21 protein-coding genes are annotated in these 23,206 nt (G+C 63.7%); 14 read left to right on the top strand and 7 right to left on the bottom strand.

What is annotated here, in order from left to right:
* Positions 1-15 precede the first annotated feature (15 nt).
* Genes OPU69_RS07110 through grpE form a run of 3 tightly spaced genes read left to right on the top strand, consistent with a single transcriptional unit; the run spans position 16 to position 2,619 of the window.
* Positions 16-912, top strand: coding sequence for a MarR family transcriptional regulator (locus OPU69_RS07110; RefSeq protein WP_498510030.1), 897 nt, complete (start codon positions 16-18; stop codon positions 910-912).
* Positions 913-967: 55 nt separating this feature from the next.
* Positions 968-2,008, top strand: a complete 1,041-nt coding sequence (gene hrcA, locus OPU69_RS07105; protein ID WP_060979674.1) for a heat-inducible transcriptional repressor HrcA — start codon at positions 968-970, stop codon at positions 2,006-2,008.
* On the top strand, positions 2,005-2,619 hold the full coding sequence (gene grpE / locus OPU69_RS07100; protein WP_197418012.1) for a nucleotide exchange factor GrpE: 615 nt from the start codon (positions 2,005-2,007) through the stop codon (positions 2,617-2,619). The genes hrcA and grpE overlap by 4 nt, the downstream gene beginning before the upstream one ends.
* A gap of 121 nt (positions 2,620-2,740) precedes the next feature.
* Here grpE and OPU69_RS07095 read toward each other — a convergent pair whose 3' ends face one another.
* Positions 2,741-3,208 (bottom strand): hypothetical protein, encoded by a 468-nt coding sequence (locus OPU69_RS07095; RefSeq protein WP_060979673.1) that lies wholly within the window; start codon positions 3,206-3,208, stop codon positions 2,741-2,743.
* Positions 3,208-3,663 (bottom strand): copper chaperone PCu(A)C, encoded by a 456-nt coding sequence (locus OPU69_RS07090; protein WP_498510027.1) that lies wholly within the window; start codon positions 3,661-3,663, stop codon positions 3,208-3,210. The genes OPU69_RS07095 and OPU69_RS07090 overlap by 1 nt, the downstream gene beginning before the upstream one ends.
* Before the next feature lie 197 nt (positions 3,664-3,860).
* On the opposite strand from OPU69_RS07090, the gene dnaK reads away from it, so the two are divergent.
* Both dnaK and dnaJ read left to right on the top strand, forming a co-directional pair.
* A complete protein-coding gene (gene dnaK / locus OPU69_RS07085) occupies positions 3,861-5,762 on the top strand; it encodes a molecular chaperone DnaK (protein ID WP_060979671.1) in 1,902 nt (633 codons plus the stop codon).
* Positions 5,763-5,879: 117 nt separating this feature from the next.
* Positions 5,880-7,016, top strand: coding sequence for a molecular chaperone DnaJ (gene dnaJ / locus OPU69_RS07080; RefSeq protein ID WP_060979729.1), 1,137 nt, complete (start codon positions 5,880-5,882; stop codon positions 7,014-7,016).
* Between the two features lie 28 nt (positions 7,017-7,044).
* Here dnaJ and aguB read toward each other — a convergent pair whose 3' ends face one another.
* The 5 genes from aguB to OPU69_RS07055 form a co-directional block, all read right to left on the bottom strand.
* Positions 7,045-7,893, bottom strand: a complete 849-nt coding sequence (aguB, locus tag OPU69_RS07075) for an N-carbamoylputrescine amidase (protein ID WP_060979670.1) — start codon at positions 7,891-7,893, stop codon at positions 7,045-7,047.
* A complete protein-coding gene (locus OPU69_RS07070) occupies positions 7,890-8,246 on the bottom strand; it encodes a DUF3147 family protein (RefSeq protein WP_060979669.1) in 357 nt (118 codons plus the stop codon). The genes aguB and OPU69_RS07070 overlap by 4 nt, the downstream gene beginning before the upstream one ends.
* A gap of 59 nt (positions 8,247-8,305) precedes the next feature.
* Positions 8,306-9,148, bottom strand: coding sequence for a class I SAM-dependent methyltransferase (locus tag OPU69_RS07065; protein ID WP_060979668.1), 843 nt, complete (start codon positions 9,146-9,148; stop codon positions 8,306-8,308).
* A gap of 82 nt (positions 9,149-9,230) precedes the next feature.
* The gene (locus tag OPU69_RS07060; protein WP_498510023.1) at positions 9,231-10,229 is read right to left on the bottom strand and encodes an agmatine deiminase family protein; all 999 of its coding nucleotides are present in this window, start codon (positions 10,227-10,229) and stop codon (positions 9,231-9,233) included.
* A 4-nt stretch (positions 10,230-10,233) separates the two neighbouring features.
* Positions 10,234-11,913 carry a M28 family metallopeptidase gene (locus OPU69_RS07055; protein WP_498510021.1) on the bottom strand — a complete coding sequence of 560 codons (1,680 nt, stop codon included), beginning with the start codon at positions 11,911-11,913 and terminating at the stop codon, positions 10,234-10,236.
* Here OPU69_RS07055 and OPU69_RS07050 point away from each other — a divergent pair.
* The 9 genes from OPU69_RS07050 (at position 11,912) to OPU69_RS07010 (ending at position 23,128) form a co-directional block, all read left to right on the top strand.
* Positions 11,912-12,169: a hypothetical protein gene (locus tag OPU69_RS07050; RefSeq protein WP_156441510.1), complete on the top strand. Its 258-nt coding sequence runs from the start codon at positions 11,912-11,914 to the stop codon at positions 12,167-12,169. The two genes, OPU69_RS07055 and OPU69_RS07050, sit on opposite strands and share 2 nt — an antisense overlap.
* Entirely contained in the window at positions 12,159-12,800 is a 642-nt protein-coding gene (locus OPU69_RS07045) for a sigma-70 family RNA polymerase sigma factor (RefSeq protein ID WP_060979665.1), read from the top strand. Before OPU69_RS07050 ends, OPU69_RS07045 begins: the two co-directional genes overlap by 11 nt.
* Before the next feature lie 53 nt (positions 12,801-12,853).
* Complete coding sequence (locus tag OPU69_RS07040) at positions 12,854-15,574, top strand: bifunctional [glutamine synthetase] adenylyltransferase/[glutamine synthetase]-adenylyl-L-tyrosine phosphorylase (protein WP_498510019.1); 2,721 nt, start codon at positions 12,854-12,856, stop codon at positions 15,572-15,574.
* A gap of 16 nt (positions 15,575-15,590) precedes the next feature.
* Entirely contained in the window at positions 15,591-16,055 is a 465-nt protein-coding gene (locus OPU69_RS07035; RefSeq protein ID WP_498510017.1) for a peroxiredoxin, read from the top strand.
* Positions 16,056-16,477: 422 nt separating this feature from the next.
* Positions 16,478-17,146 carry a M23 family metallopeptidase gene (locus tag OPU69_RS07030; RefSeq protein WP_060979662.1) on the top strand — a complete coding sequence of 223 codons (669 nt, stop codon included), beginning with the start codon at positions 16,478-16,480 and terminating at the stop codon, positions 17,144-17,146.
* Positions 17,147-17,341: 195 nt separating this feature from the next.
* A complete protein-coding gene (locus tag OPU69_RS07025) occupies positions 17,342-18,880 on the top strand; it encodes an acyl-CoA synthetase (RefSeq protein ID WP_060979661.1) in 1,539 nt (512 codons plus the stop codon).
* Between the two features lie 3 nt (positions 18,881-18,883).
* Entirely contained in the window at positions 18,884-20,176 is a 1,293-nt protein-coding gene (locus OPU69_RS07020) for a cytochrome P450 (RefSeq protein WP_498510014.1), read from the top strand.
* Positions 20,177-20,286: 110 nt separating this feature from the next.
* Positions 20,287-21,714, top strand: a complete 1,428-nt coding sequence (locus OPU69_RS07015) for an aldehyde dehydrogenase family protein (RefSeq protein WP_498510012.1) — start codon at positions 20,287-20,289, stop codon at positions 21,712-21,714.
* 241 nt (positions 21,715-21,955) lie between these two features.
* Positions 21,956-23,128, top strand: a complete 1,173-nt coding sequence (locus OPU69_RS07010) for an acetyl-CoA C-acetyltransferase (protein ID WP_498510010.1) — start codon at positions 21,956-21,958, stop codon at positions 23,126-23,128.
* The last annotated feature ends 78 nt before the right edge of the window (positions 23,129-23,206 follow it).

The following is a 23,206-nucleotide window of genomic DNA, read 5'->3' as shown; positions in this document are numbered from 1 at the left end:
GGGGCTGGGACAGGCATGTCAGAAGACGCAGGGCTACGCTTTACCAACTGGCCTGCGGCTTCCCGCCCCCCATTGACGCTCGCCACCGACAGTGCGGAAACCGCAGCGCTGGTGGACGCAGCAGGATGGCGCGCCACAGGTTTCAGCATAGATCAGGCCGAAACCGCGGATATACTGGTGCTTGACTGGCGTTTGCAGGTGCCGGGGGTGCTTCCCGCGCTTGCAACGGACTGCGGATTGCTCGCACTGGTCAGCCTGGAGACTATGGACGCTGCTGACGCCGTGTTGGCGGGCCACAGTGTCCGCTTTGTCGTCGGCAGCAATCCCGTGCTGATGGCGACCGAGCTTTCCGAGCTCGCCGCGCTGGTACAGACCCGGCAGGCGCGCGATCCCAGCAGCGACGAACGCGCACGGCTCCAATCGCTGGCGAGCGAACTTGCGCGGCTGGCCGAACAGCTCGGCGCACTTTCGGAAGAGGGCGGTGACGACGGGGACGGCGCGTCGTTCGCCGATCGTAGCCTTGCCTACCAGGCCGAAGAGCCGCTCGACCCGATACCGGCCAAGCCACCCAGCGCGCAGCGCATTCGTCATCTCATCGCGATGCGACGTTTGCGCGACCGATTTTTCCGGTCCGATCTTTTCGCCGACCCTGCGTGGGATATCTTGCTCGACCTGACGGCATCGCGGATCGAGAAGAGGCAGGTTTCGGTTTCCAGCCTCTGCATTGCCGCCGCCGTGCCACCGACCACGGCATTGCGCTGGGTCCGCATGATGACCGATCAGGGGCTGCTCGAGCGTCGCGCCGATCCTGCCGATGCGCGGCGGATGTTCGTCGATCTGTCGGATGCGGCCTTTGCCAAGGTGTGCGGCTGGTTCGCGATGGTCGAGCAGCGTGGCGGTCTGGGCGTGTGACTGCCACCATGCATGCCATCTTGGCAGCGGGGGCGGTTCTCCCTAGTTTGCGAGCATGACCAGTCCGTTCACCGAACTGAACGACCGCGCGCGCGACGTTTTCCGCATTGTTGTCGAGAGCTATCTCGAAACCGGTCAGCCGGTCGGATCGCGCACGATCTCGAAAACGTCGGCGGTCAATCTGTCGCCAGCCTCGATCCGCAACGTGATGCAGGACCTCGAGGAACTTGGCCTGCTCGCTGCACCGCATACGAGTGCGGGGCGCATGCCGACCGAGCAGGGTCTCAGGCTCTTTGTCGATGGGATGATGCAGGTCGCCGAGCCTTCGGCCGAAGAGCGTGCGGCAATCGAGAAGCAGCTGGAAAGCACCGGGCCGATCGAAGCTGCGCTTGCCGCCACAACCCAGGCGCTGTCGGGCCTGTCCGCCTGTGCCGGGATCGTCATGGTGCCGCGTCGCGAGCCGGTGCTGCGCCAGATGAACTTCGTGCGGCTTTCGGACAACCAGGTACTGGCGGTACTTGTCGGGCATGACGGCAGCATCGAAAACCGCGTGCTCGAAATGGACCGACGCGTGACGGACAGCATGCTGGTCCAGGCAGGCAATTTCATCAGTGCCAGGCTTTCGGGGCGCAGTCTTTCGCAGGCGCTGGCGGCTCTTGAGGCCGAGATTCTCAGCGAGCGGGCTGCGCTGGACAATGCGAGTTCGGACCTTGTCCGCCGCGGGCTCGCCATGTGGTCGCGCGACGGGTCGGATCGTCCGGTGCTGATCGTGCGCGGACAGGCGAACCTGCTCGACAATGAGGCGGTGGCGGATCTGGAACGCGTGCGCCGCCTGCTCGACGAGCTTGAAGCGATGCAGGACATTGCCCATCTTCTCGATAGCGCGCGCGAGGCAGGATCGGCCCGCATCTTCATCGGAGCGGAAAACAAATTGTTTTCGCTTTCCGGGTCATCCGTGATAGCGGCGCCCTATCGTGACGGCGAGGGCCGTGTTGTCGGCGTGGTGGGGGTCATCGGCCCCACCCGCCTCAATTATGCGCGTATTGTGCCGATGGTGGACTTTACCGCGCAGAGCCTGACCCGATTGTTGAAATGAGCAGGAACACCGTGATTCAGGACGAAACCGTGACGCAGAACGACACCAGCAAATCCGCCGATATCGACGCCGAAGCGGCCGCCGAACTCGAGGGCGTGCCGGACAGCCTGAAGGAACAGGGCGATGGCCAGGCGGCGCTGGAAGAGCGCATTGCCGCGCTCGAAGCGCAGCTCGCCGAAGCGAAGCAGGACGTGCTCTATGCGCGCGCCGACACGCAGAATGTGCGCCGCCGTCTGGAAAAGGACGCGCAGGATGCCCGCGCTTATGCCGCGACCGGCTTTGCCCGCGACATCCTTTCGGTCTCGGACAATCTGACGCGCGCGCTGCAGGCGATCCCGGAAGATGCGCGCAATGACGAGGCGTGGAAGGGGCTGGTCGTCGGTCTCGAAGCGACGGGCCGCGAGCTCGAAAGCGTGTTCGGCAAGCACGGCATCTCGCGCATCGCCGCGATCGGCCTGCCGCTCGATCCCAACCAGCACCAGGCGATGATCGAACTGCCCAGCGACGAGGCAGAGCCCGGCACCGTGGTGCAGGAACTTCAGGCCGGCTACATGATCAAGGACCGCCTGCTCCGCCCGGCGCTGGTCGCGGTGGCGAAGAAGCCGGATTGATCGCCCTCAGCGCAAATTGACCCGTCATTCCCGCGAACGCGGGAATCCCGCTTTTTGGCCAAGGCTGCGCAGAAGCGGGACCCCCGCTTCTGCGGGGGTGACGGGGTAAATCAAAGGTGTGTCAGACCGGGAACGGCACAATCTGCCGATAGGTCTCGATTGACGGCGCCCCCGGTACCTTGGCGCCCTGGCGCAGCATGAAGGCGTGGCGTACGAGTTCGGCCTGTTGCTCTATACCGTATTTGCTGAAGCGCTGGCCCGGCTTGATCGCATAGTCATAGCGGCAGAACGGGTGGCGCTTCAGCGGCAGGAAGATGCCCTGCTGATACTGCCAGACATGTACCATCTCGTGGATGAAAAGCGCCTGGCGCGACAGGCTCGCGCAGCTGAAATCGTCACAATAGGCGCTGCCGCCCGGATGGAAATGGATATGCCCCATCGGCGCCATGATCGTGCGCTTGGGCTGGAAGAATATCCATTTCTTCAGCCTTATGCGCACACGATCATAAGCGATCGCGTCGCCGAATACCGAACGCGACAGATCGATCTCCGTCTTTGTCAGGGGGCGGTCGATCGGCGCGGTTGCCATTAGTGATAGGCCATGCCGTCTTCGGGCTTGATCGCATTGAGCGTCGCATCGACCTCGATCTTCTCGCCATTGGAGAAGGAAAACAGGAAGGTCGCCTTGCCCGCCTTGAGCGAGGCATTGTCGAAGCCCCAGACCATCACATGCTTACCGCCCGGCTCGAACTCGACCTTGCCGCGCGTCGGCACCGCGACTGCCGTGATCGGCTTCATCGTCGACATGCCGTTCTCCTCGACCGTCTCGTGCATTTCGAGCCGCAGGATGTTCGGCGAGGTGATCGAACGCAGGACGGTGTCGCTGGGACCGCCCTTGATGGTGAAATACAGCACCGAAGGACTGCCCTCGACCGGTGAGAGCTTCACATAGGCCTTTTCGACCAGCAGCTGTGCGGGCGGCTGGCACGCGGCGAGCAGGGCCAGCGCGAGCCCAGTGACCATCAGCGTAACTATGCGCAGCATCGGCGAATTCTCCCTCATCATCCTGTGCCGGAACGGGCCGGATCGGCCATGGCCGTGATGTAGATACTGCGATGCCTTGTGCCAAGCGAAAGCCATCCTATATCCGCCGACGGGGACGGAATTGCCGGATGCTTGGGGGCATGACGGCGGTTCGTATTCTTTCATCTGCATATCGAAAGTTACGTGGGAAAAGCATTATGGCAAAAGTAATCGGTATCGACCTTGGCACCACCAACAGCTGCGTGTCGGTGATGGACGGCGACAAGCCCAAGGTGATCGAAAACGCGGAAGGCGCGCGCACCACGCCGTCGATCGTCGCCTTCACCAAGGATGGCGAGCGTCTCGTCGGTCAGCCGGCCAAGCGCCAGGCCGTTACCAATCCGGAAAACACCGTGTTCGCGGTCAAGCGTCTGATCGGCCGTCGTTTCGACGATCCGCTGACCAAGAAGGACATGGAGCTGGTGCCCTACAGCATCGTCAAGGGCGGCAATGGCGACGCCTGGGTGAAGGCGGGCGGCAAGGATTATTCGCCTTCGGAAATCAGCGCGTTCACGCTGCAGAAGATGAAGGAAACGGCCGAGAGCTATCTGGGCGAGACGGTCACGCAGGCGGTCATCACCGTTCCGGCCTATTTCAACGACGCCCAGCGTCAGGCGACCAAGGACGCGGGCAAGATCGCAGGCCTTGAAGTGCTGCGCATCATCAACGAGCCGACGGCTGCCGCGCTCGCTTATGGCCTGGACAAGAATGACGGCAAGACCATCGCGGTCTATGATCTTGGCGGCGGCACGTTCGACATCTCGATCCTCGAGATCGGCGATGGCGTGTTCGAAGTGAAGGCGACCAATGGCGACACCTTCCTGGGCGGCGAAGACTTCGACTCCAAGCTCGTCGAGTTCCTGGCCGAGGACTTCAAGAAGGCCGAAGGCATCGACCTGACCAAGGACAAGCTTGCCCTGCAGCGCCTGAAGGAAGCGGCGGAAAAGGCGAAGATCGAGCTGTCGTCGGCACAGACCACCGAAGTGAACCTGCCCTTCATCACCGCTGACCAGAATGGCCCGAAGCATCTGGTGAAGACCATCAGCCGCGCGGACTTGGAAAAGCTGGTCGCCGACCTGATCAAGCGCACGCTCGATCCGTGCAAGAAGGCGCTCGAAGATGCGGGCCTCAAGGCCGCCGACATTGACGACGTCGTGCTGGTAGGCGGCATGACCCGCATGCCGCGCGTGCGCGAAGTCGTGAAGGAGTTCTTCGGCAAGGAACCGCATACCGGCGTGAACCCCGACGAAGTCGTCGCCATGGGCGCGGCGATCCAGGCGGGCGTGCTGCAGGGCGACGTCAAGGACGTGCTGCTGCTCGACGTGACCCCGCTGTCGCTGGGTATCGAAACGCTGGGCGGCGTGTTCACCCGCATGATCGACCGCAACACCACGATTCCGACCAAGAAGTCGCAGACCTATTCGACCGCTGACGACAATCAGCAGGCGGTGACGATCCGCGTCTTCCAGGGCGAGCGCGAAATGGCGGCGGACAACAAGCTGCTCGGCCAGTTCGACCTGGTCGGCATTCCGCCCGCACCGCGCGGCGTGCCGCAGATCGAGGTGACGTTCGACATCGACGCCAACGGCATCGTCAACGTCTCGGCCAAGGACAAGGGCACCGGCAAGGAACAGCAGATCCGCATCCAGGCGTCGGGCGGTCTTTCCGATGCGGACATCGACCAGATGGTCAAGGATGCCGAGCGCTTTGCCGAGGAAGACAAGAAGCGCCGCGAAACCGCCGAGGCCAAGAACAACGCCGAAAGCCTGCTGCACAGCACCGAAAAGCAGCTCGAGGAGCATGGCGACAAGGTCGACGCTGCGGTCAAGGGCGAGATCGAGACTGCGATTGCCGAGCTCAAGACCGCAGTCGAGGGCGGCGAGGCCGATGCGATGAAGTCGAAGACCGAAGCGCTGGCGCAGGCCGCGATGAAGCTGGGTCAGGCGATCTACGAGAAGGAGCAGGCGGCAGCCGCTTCGCCGGCAGCCGAGGCTGCTCCGGCTGAGGACAATGTCGTCGACGCCGAATTCTCGGAAGTTGACGGCGACGCGAAAAACTGATTGCCGGATTGATGTTCGACAGTCCGGCCGGGCGGGACTGCGGGGCAGGGGTGGTTACGGCCACCCCGGCGTCGCGATCCCGCCCGGTCGCTGCATGATGAATCGCGACCCATGACCATGACCACAGCCAAAGATTATTATGAGCGCCTGGGCGTTTCGCGCAATGCGGACGATGCCACGCTCAAGTCCGCCTATCGCAAGCTGGCGATGCAATGGCATCCTGACCGCAATCCGGGCGATGCCGAGGCAGAAGCCAGGTTCAAGGCGATCAGCCAGGCCTATGACACCCTGAAGGACCCCCAGAAGCGCGCTGCCTATGACCGGTTTGGGCATGAGGCTTACGAAAGCGGGATGTCGGGCGGCGGTGGCGGTCATGGCTCAGCGGGCGGCTTTTCCGATCTCGGCGATATTTTCGACACGATCTTCGGCGGCGGCTTTGGCGGAGCAGGCGGTCGCCGCGGCCCGGTGCGCGGCGCGGACCTGCGCTACGACATGGAGATCACGCTCGAAGAGGCCTATCATGGCAAGGCGAGCGAGATCACCATCGATGTCGCCGCGACCTGCGACACCTGCGATGGGTCGGGCGCGGAGCCGGGCACCAAGGTACGCACCTGCAACCTGTGCGGCGGCAGCGGCAAGATGCGGGCGCAGCAGGGCTTTTTCGTGGTCGAGCGGACCTGCCCGAACTGCCATGGCAGCGGTCAGGTGATCGAGAACCCGTGCCGCACCTGCCGCGGCGAGGGCCGGGTCGACAAGCAGCAGACGCTGTCGGTCGATATTCCGCCGGGCGTCGACAACGGCACGCGCATCCGTCTGTCAGGCAAGGGCGAGGCCGGTCCCAAGGGGTCGCCGCCGGGCGACCTGTACATCTTCATCCATGTTGCACGGCATCGCATTTTCGAGCGCGACGGCACGACATTGATCACGCGCTGCCCGATCAGCATCACGACAGCGGCTTTGGGCGGCGAGCTCGAGATTCCCGGGCTCGATGGCAAGCGCCACCGGATCAGCATTCCCGCCGGTATCCAGTCGGGCAAGCAGCTGCGCCAGCGCGGCGCCGGCATGCCGGTGCTGCAGGGCCGCGGCACGGGTGACATGGTCATCCAGATCGATGTCGAGACGCCGACCAAGCTCAGCGCCCGTCAGAAGGAACTGCTGCGCGAATTCCAGGCGACCGAAACCGGTCAGGAAAGCCCGGAAAGCACGGGTTTCTTCGCCAGGCTCAAGGAAATGTGGGACGGAATCGGGGAATAAGGCGGGATCATCGCTCCCGCCTCATCAATCAGATATCCTCGGCCAGCCGTCCGTAGAGCTGCGGGCGGCGGTCACGGAAAAAGCCCATGCCTGCACGATGCTTGCGCGCCTGGGCGAGGTCGAGCGTCGCGACCAGCACACCGGTTTCCTCCGCGCCATATTCCAGGATCAGGTCACCCCATTCGTTGGTGATGAAGCTGTGCCCGTAGAAGCTCTGATTGCCCTCGGTGCCGATGCGGTTGCTGGCGATCACCGGCATGCAGTTCGACACCGAATGCCCCTGCATCGCGCGCCGCCACATGCGGCTGGTGTCGAGCTCGGCATCATAGGGCTCCGATCCGATCGCGGTCGGGTAGAACAGCAGCTCCGCGCCCATCAGCGCCATCGCGCGCGCGCATTCGGGATACCACTGGTCCCAGCAGATGCCGACGCCGATCCGCGTGCCGCACACGTCCCAGACCTTGAACCCGGTATTGCCGGGGCGGAAATAATATTTCTCCTCATAGCCTGGACCGTCGGGGATATGGCTCTTGCGGTACACACCCATGATCTCGCCATCGGGATCGATCATCGCCAGCGAGTTGTAATGATGCGGTCCGTCGCGCTCGAAAAAGCTGGTGGGGATCGCGACCTTGAGCTGTTTCGCCAGCTTCGCCATCGCGCGCACGCTCGGGTGCTCGGCGGTCGGGTGCGCGGTCGCGAACAGGCATTCGTCCTCGACCTGGCAGAAATAGGGGCCTTCGAACAGTTCGGGCGGCAGGATGATGTCGGCGCCCTTGTCGGCCGCGTGCGCGACGAGATCGCTGACAGCATCGATATTCTCGGCCAAACCGCCACCCAGCGGCAGCTGCAGGGCAGCGACGGTAATCTCGGTCATAGCGAAACGTTGATCCCAATGCGGGGCAGGAGCGCGACCATGCCCAGATACAAGATGATGGTGAGGCCGCAGCCTGCGCCCAAGCTCAGCCAGAAGCTCACACCCGAGCGGAGCATCCACGGAATGAGCAGGAACATGGGCAGTGTCGGCAGGAAATACCAGAAGGCAGCCGAGACATAATTGGCCACCAATTCGCGGTCGCCGCTGTCATTCCAAAGCCAGATCATGCCAAGCGTCGAGACCAGCGGTATCGAGGCGATCAGACCGCCCAGCCCAGGGCTGCGCCGCGAAACCGTGGCGATGATCGCAACGAGAATGCCCGAAATCACTGCGCGTAGGACAAACGCACCCATTATCGCCCCCCGGCGTCAAAGGCTCGCCACCAACCCGATGGCCAGCGGCGAGCCTGTCATCACTTCTTGCGGAACAGCATGGTCATGCGGTCGGATTCACCGATCGCGGCATATTTGGCCTTGTCCTGATCCTTGAGCGCATAATTGGGCGGCAGGGTCCACACGCCATCGGGATAGTCGGCGGTGTCCTTGGGATTGGCGTTGATCTCGCTCTTGCCGACCAGCTCGAAGCCGTGCTTCTCGAACATGGCGACGACATCGGCTTCCTTGAGATAGCCCTTCGAACCATCCGCATAAGCGGCGGGCGCATCGGCCTTGGCGCGGTGCTGTTCGATGCCGATCATGCCGCCGGGCTTGAGCATCTTGTGCATCGCGTCGAGCTCGCTGCCCAGAATGCCCCAGCGGTTCATGTTGTGCAGCATGCGCAGGATCAGGATGCGATCAACCTTGCCGTTGAGCTCGGCGGGCACAGCATTGGTCACATAGGCATGGATCTTGTCCGCCGCTAGGCCGGTCGCCTTGACGGCGCGATCGGGATAGCTGGTCGGATAGGCCGCCATCTGTGCCTTGCGCTGTTCGCTGAACGATGCGGCGATCGGCGAGACGCCGAGCGCGACATATTTGCCGCTGGTCGCGGTCAGCGGAGCGAGGATCTTCGTGTACCAGCCGGCATCGGCGGCATATTCGGCGACGACCATCTCGGGGCCGACCTGGAAGAACTCGAGCGTCTCCTTGGGGTGGCGATACTTGTCGCGGGCCTTGTCCTCGCCGCGCAGATCGGCAGCTACGGCAGCATCGATCGCCGAGGAGGCAGAGGCGCTCTCGGCTGCAAGGGCAGGCGCAGCGGTCATCAGGGGCAGGGCGGTGCCTGCGATCAGGGCAGACAGGATCATGGTGCGCATGGGGGGCAATCCTCTTTGTGGTTGTTGCTGGGGAACTTAGGACGGGTCCTGCGACTGGCTATACCTGCCACTGCAGGTCCAATCAATCGAGCAGCGGCATCTGTTGGCTGGCGCAATGGAAGCTGCCGCCGCCTGCCAGCACCGCATCGGCGCGCAGGCCGATGGTCTTGCGGTCGGGGAAGCAAGCGCCGATCGCCTCGACCGCCGGGCCGTCGGACGCGGTGCCATAAGTTGGCACGACGACCAGATGACTGGTGATCGCGAAGTTCATATGGCTCGCCGGTTGCACCTTCACCTCGCCCTCGGCATCGACACGCTCTACCAGGCCGGGCGAGGGGATCGGCACGACCTTCAGCCCGAAGGCTTCGGCTCGAAGCTTCGCATTGGCATAGATCGCCGCATTGGGATCGTCCGCGCCGCTCGGCACCGGCAGCGCCAGCGTCCCCGGCGCCACGAAGCGCGCGAGATTGTCCACATGCCCGTCGGTATGGTCGTTGATCAGGCCATCGCCGAGCCACAGCAGCCGCTCGATGCCGAGATCGCGCTTCAGCCGCGCCTCGATATCCGCGCGCGTCAGTTGCGGGTTGCGATTGGGATTGAGCAGGCACTGCTCGGTGGTGACGCCGAGCCCAGTGCCATCGACATCGATCGCGCCGCCCTCGAGCACCCAATCGGCGCTGGCGCTATCCAGACCGGCCTCCTCGGCGAGCAGGCCTCCGATCTCGGTATCGCCGGGCATGACATATTTGCCGCCCCAGCCGTTGAAGCCGAAGCGCTGGGCGAAGGGATTGCCGTCCTGTCCCCGCACGACGAGCGGCCCGGTATCGCGCAACCAGATATCGCCATAGGGGTGCATGCAGATGGTCACCACATCGCCCGCGAGCTCGCGCGCCAACGCCGCGTGGGTTTCATCGGGCACGATCAGCCGCGCCTCTTGCCCACTCTCGGCGACAGCGCGCGCGAACGCGGCGATCTCCGCCTGGGCAGCGCTCAAAAAGCCGTTCCACTCATCGGCCAGATGCGGAAATCCGATCCAGATCCAGCGCTGCGGAGCCCATTCGGGCGGCATCATCTGCGTCATCGGATCACTGGCCCGCCCGGCTCTTGTCGCGGATGGCGCGGAACTCGTCGCCTTCCACCCAGTTCGGCCAGTCCTTCGACATCGCCAGGCTGCGGCCGATGCTGTAATAGAGCGAAAGGTCGTCGATCACGCCCGTCCAGTCCCAGTTCGGATTATACTCGTCCTTGGGCCCGTGATAGCGGTTAACGGTATAGTCCTTGCCGGCTGCTTCGCCCGCTGGTTTGCCGCCGTTCACCAGATCGTCGCCACCATCGATGTACAGCATCGGCACGCCCTGCTTGGCGAGGCTGAAATGGTCGGAGCGGTAGTAATAGCCGTTCTGCGGCATCGGGTCGGCTTCGGCCACCCGGCCTTCCTTTTTCAGCGCGACGGCGAGAAAATCGTCGAGCTGCGACTTGCCCTTGCCGATCACGGTGACATTGCGTGCCTTGCCCGCCATCAGGAACGCATCCATGTTGATGCCGCCTGCGGTCTGGGACAGCGGATAGACCGGGTTCTCGCCATAATAAGACGATCCCAGCAGCCCCGATTCCTCGCCGGTGACCGCGAGAAAGACGACGCTACGATCGGGCGCACCCGCCTTGCTGAACGCTTCGGCCAGCGCGACCAGCGCGGCGGTGCCGGTGGCATTGTCGACCGCGCCATTGCAGATATCGTCACCATCATCGGCGGGCTTGCAATGGCCGAGATGGTCCCAATGCGCGGTATAGAGCACATATTCGTCGGGACGCTTGGCGCCAGGCAGGATGCCGATGATGTTGTTCGAAATCGTGGTTTCGATCGCATTGGCGAAAGACACCGACGCCTTGAGGCCCAGCGGCACAGGCTTGAAGCCCTTGCGCTTGGCCGCTGTGCTCAGGGTCGCCAGGTCCTGGCCTGCGCTCGCCAACAGCTTCTCGGCGGCTTCCTTCTGGATCCAGCCATTGGCCTGGGTCTCGCTCGCGCCCTTGTCGGCGCTTTGCGCGAAGAATTGCGGGCCGGTCCAGCTCGATTCCACCACGCCCCAGCCATAGGCGGCAGGCACGGTATCGTGCACGATCAGCGCTGCGGCAGCGCCCTGGCGCGCGGCCTCCTCATATTTGTAGGTCCAGCGGCCGTAATAGGTCATCGCCTTGCCGCCGAACTCGCCGTCGAGGCCGGGGCTGTCATAATCGGGATCATTGACCAGAATGACGACGGTCTTGCCCTTCACGTCGAGCCCGGCATAGTCGTTCCAGCCCTTTTCGGGCGCGTTGATGCCATAGCCGACGAACACGACGTCGCTGCCCGCGATGTCGATGGTCGGCGCCTCGCGATAGGTGCCGATCACCATGTCCTTGCCATATTCGAAGCTGAGCGGCGTCTTGCCGCCGCTGATTGTTAGCGGGCTTATCTTGCCCGCCTCAATGCTGACCAGCGGCACTTTCTGCAGCCAGCTGTCGCCATTGCCTGGCTTGAGCCCCGCCTTGGCAAATCGCTCGGTGAGCAGCTCGATCGTCTTCTGTTCACCGACGCTACCGGGCGCCCGGCCTTCGAACGCATGCGAAGACAGCATCCGCGTAATGTCCTTCATCGTAGCTTCGGAGATCGGCTGGGGGGCAGTCTCGGGAATATCGATAGGCGTTACCGATTGGGCAGCCAACGGGCTTGCTGCGAGTATAGCCAATGGCGCGGCTGCGAGTTTGAACAGGGTCTTGAGATACATGATCGATCTTTTCGCCGGAGAAATGGATGCGCAGGCCCCATGCCCGCTGGTCGCGGCTGTTTGCCAGTTGCGTCCGCGTCAGGCAAGCGGATCGGTCAGGCGCGGCGCGCGCCATGCTTGTGATTTGCAACGAATTTCCGTATCGCGGCTTTCAGAGTTAACATGTGTGAATGACAGGCGCGTGTCAGGTTTTTCGAACCGCTGCTTGTCCAGTCTTGAACGATCGCAAATCAGGCCTTTTCGCTATGGCGTTTGACACTACAGCCGACGCCTCGCCCGAGACTGGCCCTCCGCTCGATGACGACGCGTTCAAGGCCCAGCTTGCGTCGCTCATTCCGCACTTGCGCGCCTATGGCCGCTCATTGAGCGGCAATCGCGATGTCGCGGATGACCTGGTTCAGGACACCATGCTCAAGGCCTGGGCGGCACGCGGCCGTTTTGCCGCTGGCACGAACATGCGCGCCTGGACCTTCATCATCCTGCGCAATTCCTTCCTCTCGCAGCGCAGGCGTGCGCGGTTCACCACCGAATGGGACGATGTCGTCGCCGATCGCATCCTGTCGATGCCGGCAGGGCAGGGCGATCAGCTTCACCTGGCAGATGTCCAGCGTGCGCTGATGCAGCTGCCCGAAAGCCAGCGTGAGGCGCTGATCCTGGTCGGCGCAGGCGGCTTTTCCTACGAGGAGGCAGCCGACATTTGCGGAGTCGCGCTTGGCACGATCAAGAGCCGTGTGGCGCGCGGACGCTCGGCGCTGGCCGCGCTGATCGAGGATACCGCAGCCAGCGAGGGTAGGGCAGAGCGGACATCCGACCCGATGGCCGCGATCATGGCCGATGTCGACCGGGTGAGCGGCGGGCTGGTCGGGCGCAGCGCCGAGGACGACTGAGCGCAGCTGCACCCCGATTGCCTCTGCCCGCGCGCCGGGCTAGCACCAGCGCCATGCCAGTCCACCCAGAACTTGCCGAAGCGCGTCAGCGCGCCGCACGCCATGCACCGTTCCTGGCCGCTGCCATGGCGCGCGCACCCGACCTTGCCGACCGCCTCCAGGAGGAGGGTCTCGACGCCGCGCTGGATCATCTTCGCAATCTCGGCCGCGAGGGGCCGGTCGCCGAAGCGCTGCGGCGTCGCAAGAGCGGGCTTGCGCTGGTCCTGGCGCTTGCCGATCTGGCCGGCCTGGTCGGCGTCGACCGGGTCACCCGCATCCTGTCCGATTTTGCCGACCAGGCGCTGGACGCGGCTCTGGCCGACATCATTGCGCGGCGCACGCCAGATGCCGAACCTCGGGGCTTCGCGGTCATCGCGCTAGGCAAGCACGGCGGACAGGAGCTCAACTATTCGTCGGATATCGACCCGATCTTCATCTACGATCCGATGACACTGCCCTGCCGACCACGCGAAGAGGCGGCCGATGCTGCGCAGCGTATTGCGCGGCAACTGATTGATATGATGAGCCAAAGAGATGGAAACGGCTATGTCTTCCGGATGGATCTGCGTCTGCGTCCAGCGGCCGAGGTCACGCCGCTGGCCATCCCTGTCGATGCGGCGCTGTCGCATTATGAATCGGAGGCGCTGACCTGGGAACAGGCCGCCTTCATCCGCTCGCGCGCCGCAGCGGGCGACCGCGTGCTCGGCGACTATTTCATGGAGGCTCTCCGTCCGTTCATCTGGCGGCGCTCGCTCGACTTCGGGACGATCGACGAGATTGCCGCGCTCACCCGCCAGATCCGCGATCATTATAACAAGGGGCAGACGCTCGGTCCGGGTTACGATCTCAAGCGCGGCCGCGGCGGCATTCGCGAGGTCGAATTCTTCACCCAGGCGCACCAGCTCATCCATGGCGGACGCAATCCGGCGCTTCGCGTGCGTTCGACGCTCGACGCACTCGGTGCGCTGGAGGATCAAGGGATCATCCCCGGGCATGAGGCGAGGCTACTGGCGGGTCATTATCGCACGCTGCGCACATTCGAACACCGGCTGCAGATGGTCGACGACCAGCAGACGCACAGCCTGCCCGTTGACGCGCCGGCGCTCGACAATGTCGCTAGGCTGCATGGAATGACCGATGGTGCAGCGATGATCGCGGCGCTCCAGCCGGTGACACGGGATGTCGCAACCGTCTATGACGCGCTGATCGCCTCGCAGCGAGGTCAGGGCGATGAGGCGGTCGTTCCACTGAGCAACGATCCCGAATTGCTTGCCGAGGCGCTGGATCGCGCCGGCTTCGATCAGCCGGACAAGCTCGCCGAGCGGATTCAGGGCTGGCGCGGCGGAGCGGTGCGGGCCTTGCGCACCGCAGCGGGCCGCAAGGCGTTCGAGGAAGTGCTGCCCGCGCTGCTTGCGGCCTTTGCCGATGCGCCCGATCAGGCGGCCGCGCTCAACCGGTTCGACGATCTGCTGCGGCAGCTGCCCAGCACGGTGAATGTGTTCCGCCTGCTTCAGGCGCGGCCTGCGCTGATGCAGACGCTGGTCGATATCCTGAGCCATGCGCCGGTGCTGGCCGAGTCGCTGGCGCGCCGGGGAGACCTGCTCGACGGGTTGATCGACGCCAGCGCCTATGATCTGGTGGGCAGCGTCGAACAGATTGCCGAACGCCTCGCCCGCGAGGAGCCGGGCGACGACTATCAGCAGCGGCTCGATGCGGTGCGCGTGCGCGTCGGCGAGATGCGCTTTGCCCTCGGGGTGCAGCTGATCGAGGGGCGGCACGATCCGGTCGCCATCGCGGGCGGCTATGCCCGTGTCGCGGAGGCGGCGATCTGTCGTCTGGCCGATTGCGCCATCAGCGAATTCATCGCGGTGCATGGCCGGATGCCCGACAGCGAGCCGGTGATCCTCGCGCTCGGGCGGCTCGGCGGCGGGGCGCTGACCCACGCCTCCGACCTTGATCTCATTTTCCTGTTCAGCGGAGAGATCGGGCTGGAATCGGACGGCAGGCGCCCGCTCGGAAGCACGCAATATTACAACCGGCTTGCGCAGCGGATTATCGCGGCGCTTTCCGTGCCGACGGCGGCAGGCGCTTTGTACGAGGTCGATACGCGGCTGCGGCCCAATGGCGCGCAGGGCCTGCTGGCGGTATCGTTTGCCAGCTTTGCCGAATATCAGCGCGATCAGGCCTGGACCTGGGAGCATATGGCGCTGTGCCGGGCAAGGGTGGTTTACGGATCGCAGGAAAGCCGCGAGCGGCTCGAGGCGATCATTGGCGATGTTCTGCATGCCCCGCGCGATGCCGCCGAGCTGCGCGCAGCTGCGTTGAAGATGCGCGAGGATATTGCCGCGCACAAGAAGCCGCTCGGTCCGCTCGACGTCAAGCTGCTGCCTGGCGGCCTGGTCGATCTGGAGTTCATCGTCCACACGCTGCAACTGACCCACCGGGTGGGCTTCCACCCGGATCTGCGCCAGGCGATCGATGCGTTGGTTATAGCGGGGCTTGCAGATGCCGCGCTGGCTGAAGCACACGACCTGATGACGCGGCTGCTGGTCGCGCTGCGTCTGGTAGCGCCCGATTGCAGCGAGCCCCCGCCCGCAAGCCAGGCACTGGTGGCGCGGGCCTGCGGCTGCGGCTCCTGGCCGGAGCTGCTCACAGCGATCGATTGCGCGCGCGCCAGTGTTCAAACCGCCTGGCAGCACCTATTTGGCGCGAGCGCGCCTGCAACCAGCGCATGAGAGAGAAGGACAGACGATGACCGATATTGGCGACACCATCCCCGACATTGCGCTGACCGCGCACGATGGCAGCAGCGTTTCCGCCTCCGATTATGCCGGCAAGGCCTGGGTGCTGTATTTCTATCCCAAGGACGACACCAGCGGCTGCACCAAGGAGGCGCAGGAGTTCAGCGCGCATCTTGCCGAGTTCGAGGCGGCAGGGGTATCGGTGCTCGGCGTGTCGAAGGATCCGCCGAAAAAGCATCAGAAGTTCATCGAGAAATACGGCCTGACCGTGCCGCTCGCCAGCGATTCGGAGACCGACGGGTTGGCCGAGGCGATGGGCGTGTGGATCGAGAAATCGATGTACGGGAAGAAATATATGGGAATGGACCGGTCAACCTTTCTGGTCGGCAAGGATGGAAAGGTCGTGCGCGTCTGGCGCAAGGTAAAGGTCGCCGGGCATGTTGCCGAGGTGCTGGAGGCCGCCAGGGCCAATTGAGACGTCGCGAATCATGGTTAACCACAAGGGCTCGCCAACCGATTTGGCGGGCCCTTTTTGCTGGCGTGACGAAAATTTCCAATCGTTCCGGCCTGCAAAAGGTTAACGGAAGGCTTGGATCGACGCTGCGGCAGGACGATTCTGAGGCTTTCGCCGCCCGGATTCGGGCCGAAAACCGTCTCATTCATGCACGATTAAACGATTCAACGCGCCAGCCAGACGCTTCAACGCGCGGTGGCCGGTTGCGGGTTGCGGTGCACAAAGCTTTCCATCTACCCATGGTTCAACGAAATCGGAGGGAAGGGGTTCCAACGATTTTTGTGTTTTTGTGCTCCGCCTTTCACAAGGCGCCGGAGCACGAAGGGCACCCGCAAGGTCCGAACGGCCCGGTGGTTGCCCTTGCAACAAGGTGCTGAATATTCATGGTCGCAACCAGAATTGTCGCAACGGTCCTTACCACCACCACAGCCGGTCTGCTGTGCGCTGCATCACCCGCTTTTGCTGAAGGCAACGCCACCGACATCGCTGCTGCCGTGCCGCAGGTTTCGACCGAAGGCGCTCTGGGAGCCCAGGACACCGAATTCCGCGCCTTGTTCGCCGACTGGAAATCGATGGAGAACCGCGATACCGGCCGCGTCTCCATCCCCTCGCGCAAGCCCGTCGATGCCTTCAAGCTGACCAGCCAATACGGTTTCCGCGCCGATCCCTTCGCCGGACGCCGCGCCCGCCACAAGGGTCTCGACATGGCGGGTCCGATCGGTACGCCGATCTATGCCACCGCCGACGGTATCGTGGGTCGCGCTCAGTGGGTCGGTGGTTACGGCCAGTATGTCGAAGTCAACCATGGTGGCGAAATCCAGACGCGCTACGGCCACCTCTCGCAAATTCTGGTTCAGCCCAACCAGCGCGTCACCAAGGGCCAGGTCATCGGCCTGATGGGTTCGACCGGCCGCTCCACCGGCAGCCATCTGCACTATGAAGTGCGCATCGCCGGAAACTCGGTCAATCCGATGCCCTTTATCTCCTCGCGCGACTATCTGCTGGCCATGCAGGATGGCGGCAAGGTCGCCCAGGGCGGTCCCGCCGAGTAGTCGCTTCGGATCTCTGCACAGCAAGACATCAAGCGCCGGTCCTCCGGCGCTTTTTGTTTGTCGGCCGCACAACCCCGCGCTTTGCCATTGCTTTAATCGCGCGATTAAACAATGATGCCTGCGTAGTCGGGAATCGTTACGGAACACGCCGAATGGCGGGACGGACCTTTCCCTTGATCAGGAGGGAATGTCGCAATGCATCCATCGGTCCACGCCCAGAATCAGGCCGACAAGCCGGCTATCATCATGGCGGGTTCGGGGCTTCAGGTAAGCTATGCCGAGCTGGATCGCCGCTCGAACCAGGTCGCACAGTATCTGCGCCAGCAGGGTGTCGGTATCGGCGACACCGTTGCTCTGTGTCTGGAGAACCGGGCGGAATATTTCGACATCGTCTGGGGCGCGCAGCGCGCAGGCCTTATCTTCGTGGCGATTTCCAACCGGCTGACCGCGGACGAGATAAGCTATATCCTGCAGGATAGCGGCGCCAAGCTGCTGTTCACCTCCGATTATCTCGGGGCGCATCTGCCAGCGATCGCCAGCGCCTGTCCGCACGTGCCGATCGTCAATCTGGACGATGCCTCCGCCACCGCTGCCATCGCCGCGATGCCCGATACGCCGATCGCCGATCAGCGCGCGGGCTCTGACATGCTCTATTCGTCGGGTACCACCGGACGTCCCAAGGGCGTGCGTCTGCCGCTGCCGGAAGATGGCGACATCGCCGCGAGCAACACGCTGGTGATGCTCGCCCAGGGCGCATTCGGCTTCGGCCCGGACAGCATCTATCTCTCGCCCGCGCCGCTCTATCATGCCGCGCCGCTGCGCTGGTGCATGAGCGTGCACAAGCTGGGCGGCACCGTGATCGTGATGGAGAAGTTCGATCCTGAAGCCGCGCTGCAGCTGATCGAGCGCTACAAGGTCAATGTCAGCCAATGGGTTCCGACGCATTTCACCCGCATGCTCAAGCTGCCCGAGGAGGTGCGCACGCGCTATGACGTGTCGAGCCTGAAATCGGCGGTGCATGCTGCCGCACCATGTCCGGTGCCGGTCAAGCAGGCGATGATCGACTGGTGGGGGCCGGTGCTCAAGGAATATTATGCCGGCACCGAGGGCAATGGCTTCACCTTTATCTCGAGCGAGGACTGGTTGACGCACCAGGGCTCGGTCGGGCGCTCGCTGCTCGGCACGATCCGAATCTGCGACGAAGAGGGCAAGGAGGTGCCTGCGCGCACCGAAGGCACCGTCTATTTCGAAGGCGGCGGCAAGTTCGAATATCACAACGACGCCAGCAAGACCAAGGAAGCGACGCATCCGCAAGGATGGACAACGCTCGGCGATGTCGGCTGGGTCGACGAGGAGGGCTTCCTCTATCTCACCGACCGCAAGAGCTTCATGATCATCTCGGGCGGCGTGAACATCTATCCGCAGGAGATAGAGAATCTGCTGGTCAGCCATCCCAAGGTCGCCGATGCGGCGGTGATCGGCGCGCCGTGCCCGGATATGGGCGAGCGCGTCGTCGCGATCGTGCAGCCGCTAGACCTTGCCGAGGCGGGAGATGCGCTCGCGGCCGAGCTAAGCACCTATTTGCGCGGATCGCTTTCGGGGGTGAAGATGCCGCGGCAGATCGACTTCCGGGACGAGCTGCCCCGTCACGCCACCGGCAAGCTCTACAAGCGCCTGCTGCGCGACGAATATTGGGCAAAGGCCAAAGAGGCCGAAGCCGTGGCAGGAGCCTGATCCATGGCGACCATAGCCCCCGCCGTGCTGCCGCCCGAGATCGCGTCGGCCATCGTCAATCCCGTCGCCTATGGCGAGTGGAACGGCATCAAGGAAAAGTTCCGCTGGGCCCGCGACAATATGCCCGTCGGGCTGGTCCAGGCGGAAGGCTATATGCCTTTCTGGGCGATCACCCGGCATGAGGACATCATGACGGTGAGCAAGGACAATGCACGCTTCCTCAATGCGCCCAAATCGGTGGTGCTGGGGCCGATCGCGGTGCAGATGCTGACCCACATGATCACCGGCGGCAGCCCGCATCTGGTGCGGTCGCTGGTCACCATGGATGCGCCCGAACACATGGACTATCGCAAGCTCACCCAGAGCTGGTTCATGCCCAAGAACCTGGCGAGCCTGGAAGAGAAGATCCGCGGCATCGCGCGTGCATCGGTCGATGCGATGCTGGCGACGGGGGGCAAGTGCGATTTCGTGCACCAGGTCTCGGCGCTATATCCGCTGCATGTCGTGATGCAGATCCTCGGCGTGCCGCACGAGGACGAGCCGCTGATGCTCAAGCTGACGCAGGAGATGTTCGGCGGCGAGGATCCCGACCTCAACCGCGCGCGCTCGGTCGAACTGACGCCCGAGCAGGTCACCCAGTTCGTGATCGAAGCGGTGCGCGATTTCGAGGGCTATTTCATGAAGCTCGCCGCCGACCGGCGCGCCAACCCGCAGGACGATGTCGCCACCGTCATCGCCAACGCGGTGATCGATGGCGAACCGATCAGCGACCGCAATGCCGCCGGCTATTACATCATCGTCGCGGCTGCCGGGCACGACACAACCTCCGCCTCGACTGCCGGCGCGATGTGGGCGCTGGCCAAGGATCCCGACCAGTTCGCGCGGATCAAGGCCGACCGCAGCCTGCTGCCCGGTCTGATCGAGGAGGCGATCCGCTGGACCACGCCGGTGCAGCATTTCATGCGCACGGCGGCCGAGGATTGCGAGATCGGCGGACAGCGCATCGCCAAGGACGACTGGCTGATGCTGTGCTATGTTTCGGGCAACCATGACGAGCGGGTGTTTCCCGATCCCGACCGGTTCGATGCCTCGCGCGGGCCCAACCGCCATGTCGCATTCGGGGCAGGGGTGCACCAGTGTCTGGGCCTGCACCTCGCGCGGCTGGAAATGCGCATCCTGTTCGACGAGTTGCTCGATCGGATCGATAGCGTGGAGCTGGCGGGCACGCCGCAGCGCGCGAGCAGCACCTTTGTCGGCGGCCCCAAGACGCTGCCGATCCGCTTTGTCCCGAGTTGAATTGACAGTGGTTTGCGGCGGGCACCCGGTATAGCGTGCGCGCCGGACTTATATGACAACAGCCCGGATCGTTCGATACCGGGCCGGCATCACAGGAAAGGAATGTTCCGATGGTTCAGCAGTACAGCGTCCTCATCAACGGCAAGCTCGAAAAGCCCGGCAAATGGATCGATGTCGTCAATCCCGCCAACGAGCAGGTGATCGCCCAGGTTCCCGATTGCGGACAGGAAGAGCTGGACCGTGCCGTCGCCGCTGCCCGCGCTGCGTTCAAGACCTGGAAGAATGTGCCGATCGACGAACGCCGCGCGGTCATTCAGAAGATTTCCGCCGCGATCAAGGCCAATGCCGATGAACTGATGCGGCTGCTGACCAGCGAGCAGGGCAAGCCTCACGCGCAAGCTGCGGGCGAGATTCATGGCGCAGCTGCGATGGCCGCAGCGCAATCGACGCTGAGCCTGGAAGACGAGATCAATGAGGACAGCGACACGCGCCTTTCCCGCACGCGCCGCGTTCCCGTGGGCGTCGTCGGCGGTATCGTGCCTTGGAACTTCCCGGTGATGATGGCGGTGCAGAAGATCGTGCCCGCGCTGCTTTCAGGCTGCACGATGGTGCTCAAGCCCTCGCCGTTCACGCCATTGGCCACGCTGCGCATCGTCGAGTTGATCGCCGACGAGGTGCCGGCGGGTGTGCTCAACGTCATCACCGGCGGCGACGATCTCGGCCCGCTGATCACCTCGCATCCCGATATCGACAAGATCACTTTTACCGGATCGACCGCGACCGGCAAGCGGGTGATGGAATCGGCATCGAAGGACTTGAAGCGCATCACGCTCGAGCTCGGCGGCAACGATGCCTCGATCGTTCTGCCCGATGCCGATGTGAAGAAGGTGGCCGAACAGCTGTTCTGGTCGAGCTTCACCAATGCCGGACAGATCTGCGTCGCGGCCAAGCGCATCTATATTCACGAGGACATCTATGACGAGCTGTCCGCCGCGATTGCCGAGTACGCCAAGGGCGTGAAGGTCGGCGATGGCGCCGAGCAGGGCACTGCCGTCGGCCCGATCCAGAACAAGAAGCAGTATGAGCGCGTGCTCGACCTGATCCAGGATGCCAAGGACAATGGCTACAAGTTCCTGGTGGGCGGCGATCACGATCCCTCGATCCCCGGCTATTACGTGCCGATCACCATTCTCGACAATCCGCCCGAAGACGCGCGCATCGTCGCCGAAGAGCAGTTCGGCCCGGTGATGCCGCTGATGAAATTCTCGACCGTCGAGGAAGCGATCCAGCGCGCCAATGCCTCGGATTACGGCTTGGCTGGCGCGGTGTGGACTGGCAATCCGGAAGAGGGCGTGAAGGTCGCCGAGCAGCTCGAGACCGGCACGGTCTGGGTGAACGAATATCTGCACCTTTCGCCCTTCGCACCGTTCGCGGGCCACAAGCAGTCCGGCTTTGGCGCGGAATATGGCAAGGAGGGCCTGCTTGAATTCACCTATCCGCAGGTGATCACGGTGAAGCGCGAAAAGGCGGTGGCTTGAGCGATAAAGCCCTCTCCCCTTGAGGGGAGAGGGTTGGGAGAGGGGGAGTGCGCGACATTGCCCATCTCAACTTCGCCTAGTCGGCAAGCCGACAAGGCTCCGTATCTCTCCCCTGAAGGAGAGAGAGCTTTGCCGCGACAGCATTGACGTGTTCGCCGCATCTGTTTAACCGTTCGATTAAATCCATTGCGGAGTCGGCGTGAACGACCGCCGGGCCGCGCAATCTGCAAGGAGAGGCCCTATGGCTCATGCATATATCGTAGATGCGGTTCGCACCGCTGGTGGCCGTCGCGGCGGCCGTCTCGCTGGTGTTCACCCGGTTGATCTGGGCGCAGCGGTGTTCGACGCGATCGCGGCGCGCAACGATTTCGATCCCAAGGCGATCGACGATGTCATCACTGGCTGCGTGATGCAGGGCGGCGAGCAGACGATGGACGTGGGCCGAAATGCGGTGCTCGCCTCGAAGCTGCCCGACAGCATCCCTGCCGTGACCATCGACCGTCAGTGCGGATCGTCGCAGCAGTCGATGCAGTTTGCTGCCCAAGCGGTGATGAGCGGTACCCAGGACATCGTGCTGGCGAGCGGCATCGAGAGCATGACCCGCGTGCCGATGGGCTCGACCGCAATGCTCTACATGAAAGCCGGCATGGGCAACTACAAGTCGGCGCGGCTCGAGGAAGCGTTTCCCGGCGTGATGTTCAGCCAGTTCGATGGCGCGGAAATGATCGTCAAGAAGCACGGCCAGACCAAGGAAGCGCTCGATGCCTATTCACTCGAAAGCCACCGCCGCGCGGCAGCCGCGACCCAGGCGGGCGCGTTCGACAACGAGATCGTTCCGGTCGAGATCGAGACGCCGGAGGGCAAGGAATGGCACAAGGTCGATGAAGGCATCCGCTTCGATGCGACGCTCGAGGGCATTGCCGGCGTGAAGCCGATCTCCGAGACCGGCGTGCTTTCGGCAGCCAATGCCAGCCAGATCTGCGACGGTGCCTCGGCGGTGCTGATCGTGTCTGAACAGGCGCTCAAGGATCATGGTCTGACCCCGCGTGCGCGCATCCACCATGTCTCGGTGACCGCAGGCGATCCGGTGATCATGCTCGAGGAACCGCTGTTCGCCACCGAGCGGGCGCTCAAGCGCGCGGGCATGAAGATCGACGATATCGATCTGTATGAAGTCAACGAAGCCTTTGCCCCGGTGCCGCTGGCCTGGCTGTCCTATCTCGGTGCCAGCCATGATCGCCTCAACGTCCATGGCGGCGCGATCGCGCTCGGCCACCCGCTCGGCGCGTCGGGCACCAAGCTGATGGCGACGCTGCTCAACGCGCTCGAAAAGCGCGGTGGCAAATACGGTCTGCAGACGATGTGCGAGGGCGGCGGTCAGGCCAACGTCACGATCATCGAACGGCTGAGCTGACATAACGCTCCTCCCCGGCTCGGGGAGGGGGACCGCGAAGCATTGGAGGGGAAGCGTCCAGGTGCATTGCCTCGATCG

Source organism: Blastomonas sp. 34TW, assembly GCF_059803595.1.
The sequence above is the reverse complement of the archived record's forward strand: the minus strand, read 5'-3'. Positions and strand labels throughout refer to the sequence as shown.

Bases quoted from the DNA above. Each gene is read 5' to 3' on its own strand.
- OPU69_RS07110 (WP_498510030.1), top strand. From the start codon at position 16: ATGTCAGAAGACGCAGGGCTACGCTTTACCAACTGGCCTGCGGCTTCC.
- hrcA (WP_060979674.1), top strand. From the start codon at position 968: ATGACCAGTCCGTTCACCGAACTGAACGACCGCGCGCGCGACGTTTTC.
- grpE (WP_197418012.1), top strand. From the start codon at position 2,005: ATGAGCAGGAACACCGTGATTCAGGACGAAACCGTGACGCAGAACGAC.
- OPU69_RS07095 (WP_060979673.1), bottom strand. From the start codon at position 3,208: ATGGCAACCGCGCCGATCGACCGCCCCCTGACAAAGACGGAGATCGAT.
- OPU69_RS07090 (WP_498510027.1), bottom strand. From the start codon at position 3,663: ATGCTGCGCATAGTTACGCTGATGGTCACTGGGCTCGCGCTGGCCCTG.
- dnaK (WP_060979671.1), top strand. From the start codon at position 3,861: ATGGCAAAAGTAATCGGTATCGACCTTGGCACCACCAACAGCTGCGTG.
- dnaJ (WP_060979729.1), top strand. From the start codon at position 5,880: ATGACCACAGCCAAAGATTATTATGAGCGCCTGGGCGTTTCGCGCAAT.
- aguB (WP_060979670.1), bottom strand. From the start codon at position 7,893: ATGACCGAGATTACCGTCGCTGCCCTGCAGCTGCCGCTGGGTGGCGGT.
- OPU69_RS07070 (WP_060979669.1), bottom strand. From the start codon at position 8,246: ATGGGTGCGTTTGTCCTACGCGCAGTGATTTCGGGCATTCTCGTTGCG.
- OPU69_RS07065 (WP_060979668.1), bottom strand. From the start codon at position 9,148: ATGCGCACCATGATCCTGTCTGCCCTGATCGCAGGCACCGCCCTGCCC.
- OPU69_RS07060 (WP_498510023.1), bottom strand. From the start codon at position 10,229: ATGACGCAGATGATGCCGCCCGAATGGGCTCCGCAGCGCTGGATCTGG.
- OPU69_RS07050 (WP_156441510.1), top strand. From the start codon at position 11,912: ATGATCGATCTTTTCGCCGGAGAAATGGATGCGCAGGCCCCATGCCCG.
- OPU69_RS07055 (WP_498510021.1), bottom strand. From the start codon at position 11,913: ATGTATCTCAAGACCCTGTTCAAACTCGCAGCCGCGCCATTGGCTATA.
- OPU69_RS07045 (WP_060979665.1), top strand. From the start codon at position 12,159: ATGGCGTTTGACACTACAGCCGACGCCTCGCCCGAGACTGGCCCTCCG.
- OPU69_RS07040 (WP_498510019.1), top strand. From the start codon at position 12,854: ATGCCAGTCCACCCAGAACTTGCCGAAGCGCGTCAGCGCGCCGCACGC.
- OPU69_RS07035 (WP_498510017.1), top strand. From the start codon at position 15,591: ATGACCGATATTGGCGACACCATCCCCGACATTGCGCTGACCGCGCAC.
- OPU69_RS07030 (WP_060979662.1), top strand. From the start codon at position 16,478: ATGGTCGCAACCAGAATTGTCGCAACGGTCCTTACCACCACCACAGCC.
- OPU69_RS07025 (WP_060979661.1), top strand. From the start codon at position 17,342: ATGCATCCATCGGTCCACGCCCAGAATCAGGCCGACAAGCCGGCTATC.
- OPU69_RS07020 (WP_498510014.1), top strand. From the start codon at position 18,884: ATGGCGACCATAGCCCCCGCCGTGCTGCCGCCCGAGATCGCGTCGGCC.
- OPU69_RS07015 (WP_498510012.1), top strand. From the start codon at position 20,287: ATGGTTCAGCAGTACAGCGTCCTCATCAACGGCAAGCTCGAAAAGCCC.
- OPU69_RS07010 (WP_498510010.1), top strand. From the start codon at position 21,956: ATGGCTCATGCATATATCGTAGATGCGGTTCGCACCGCTGGTGGCCGT.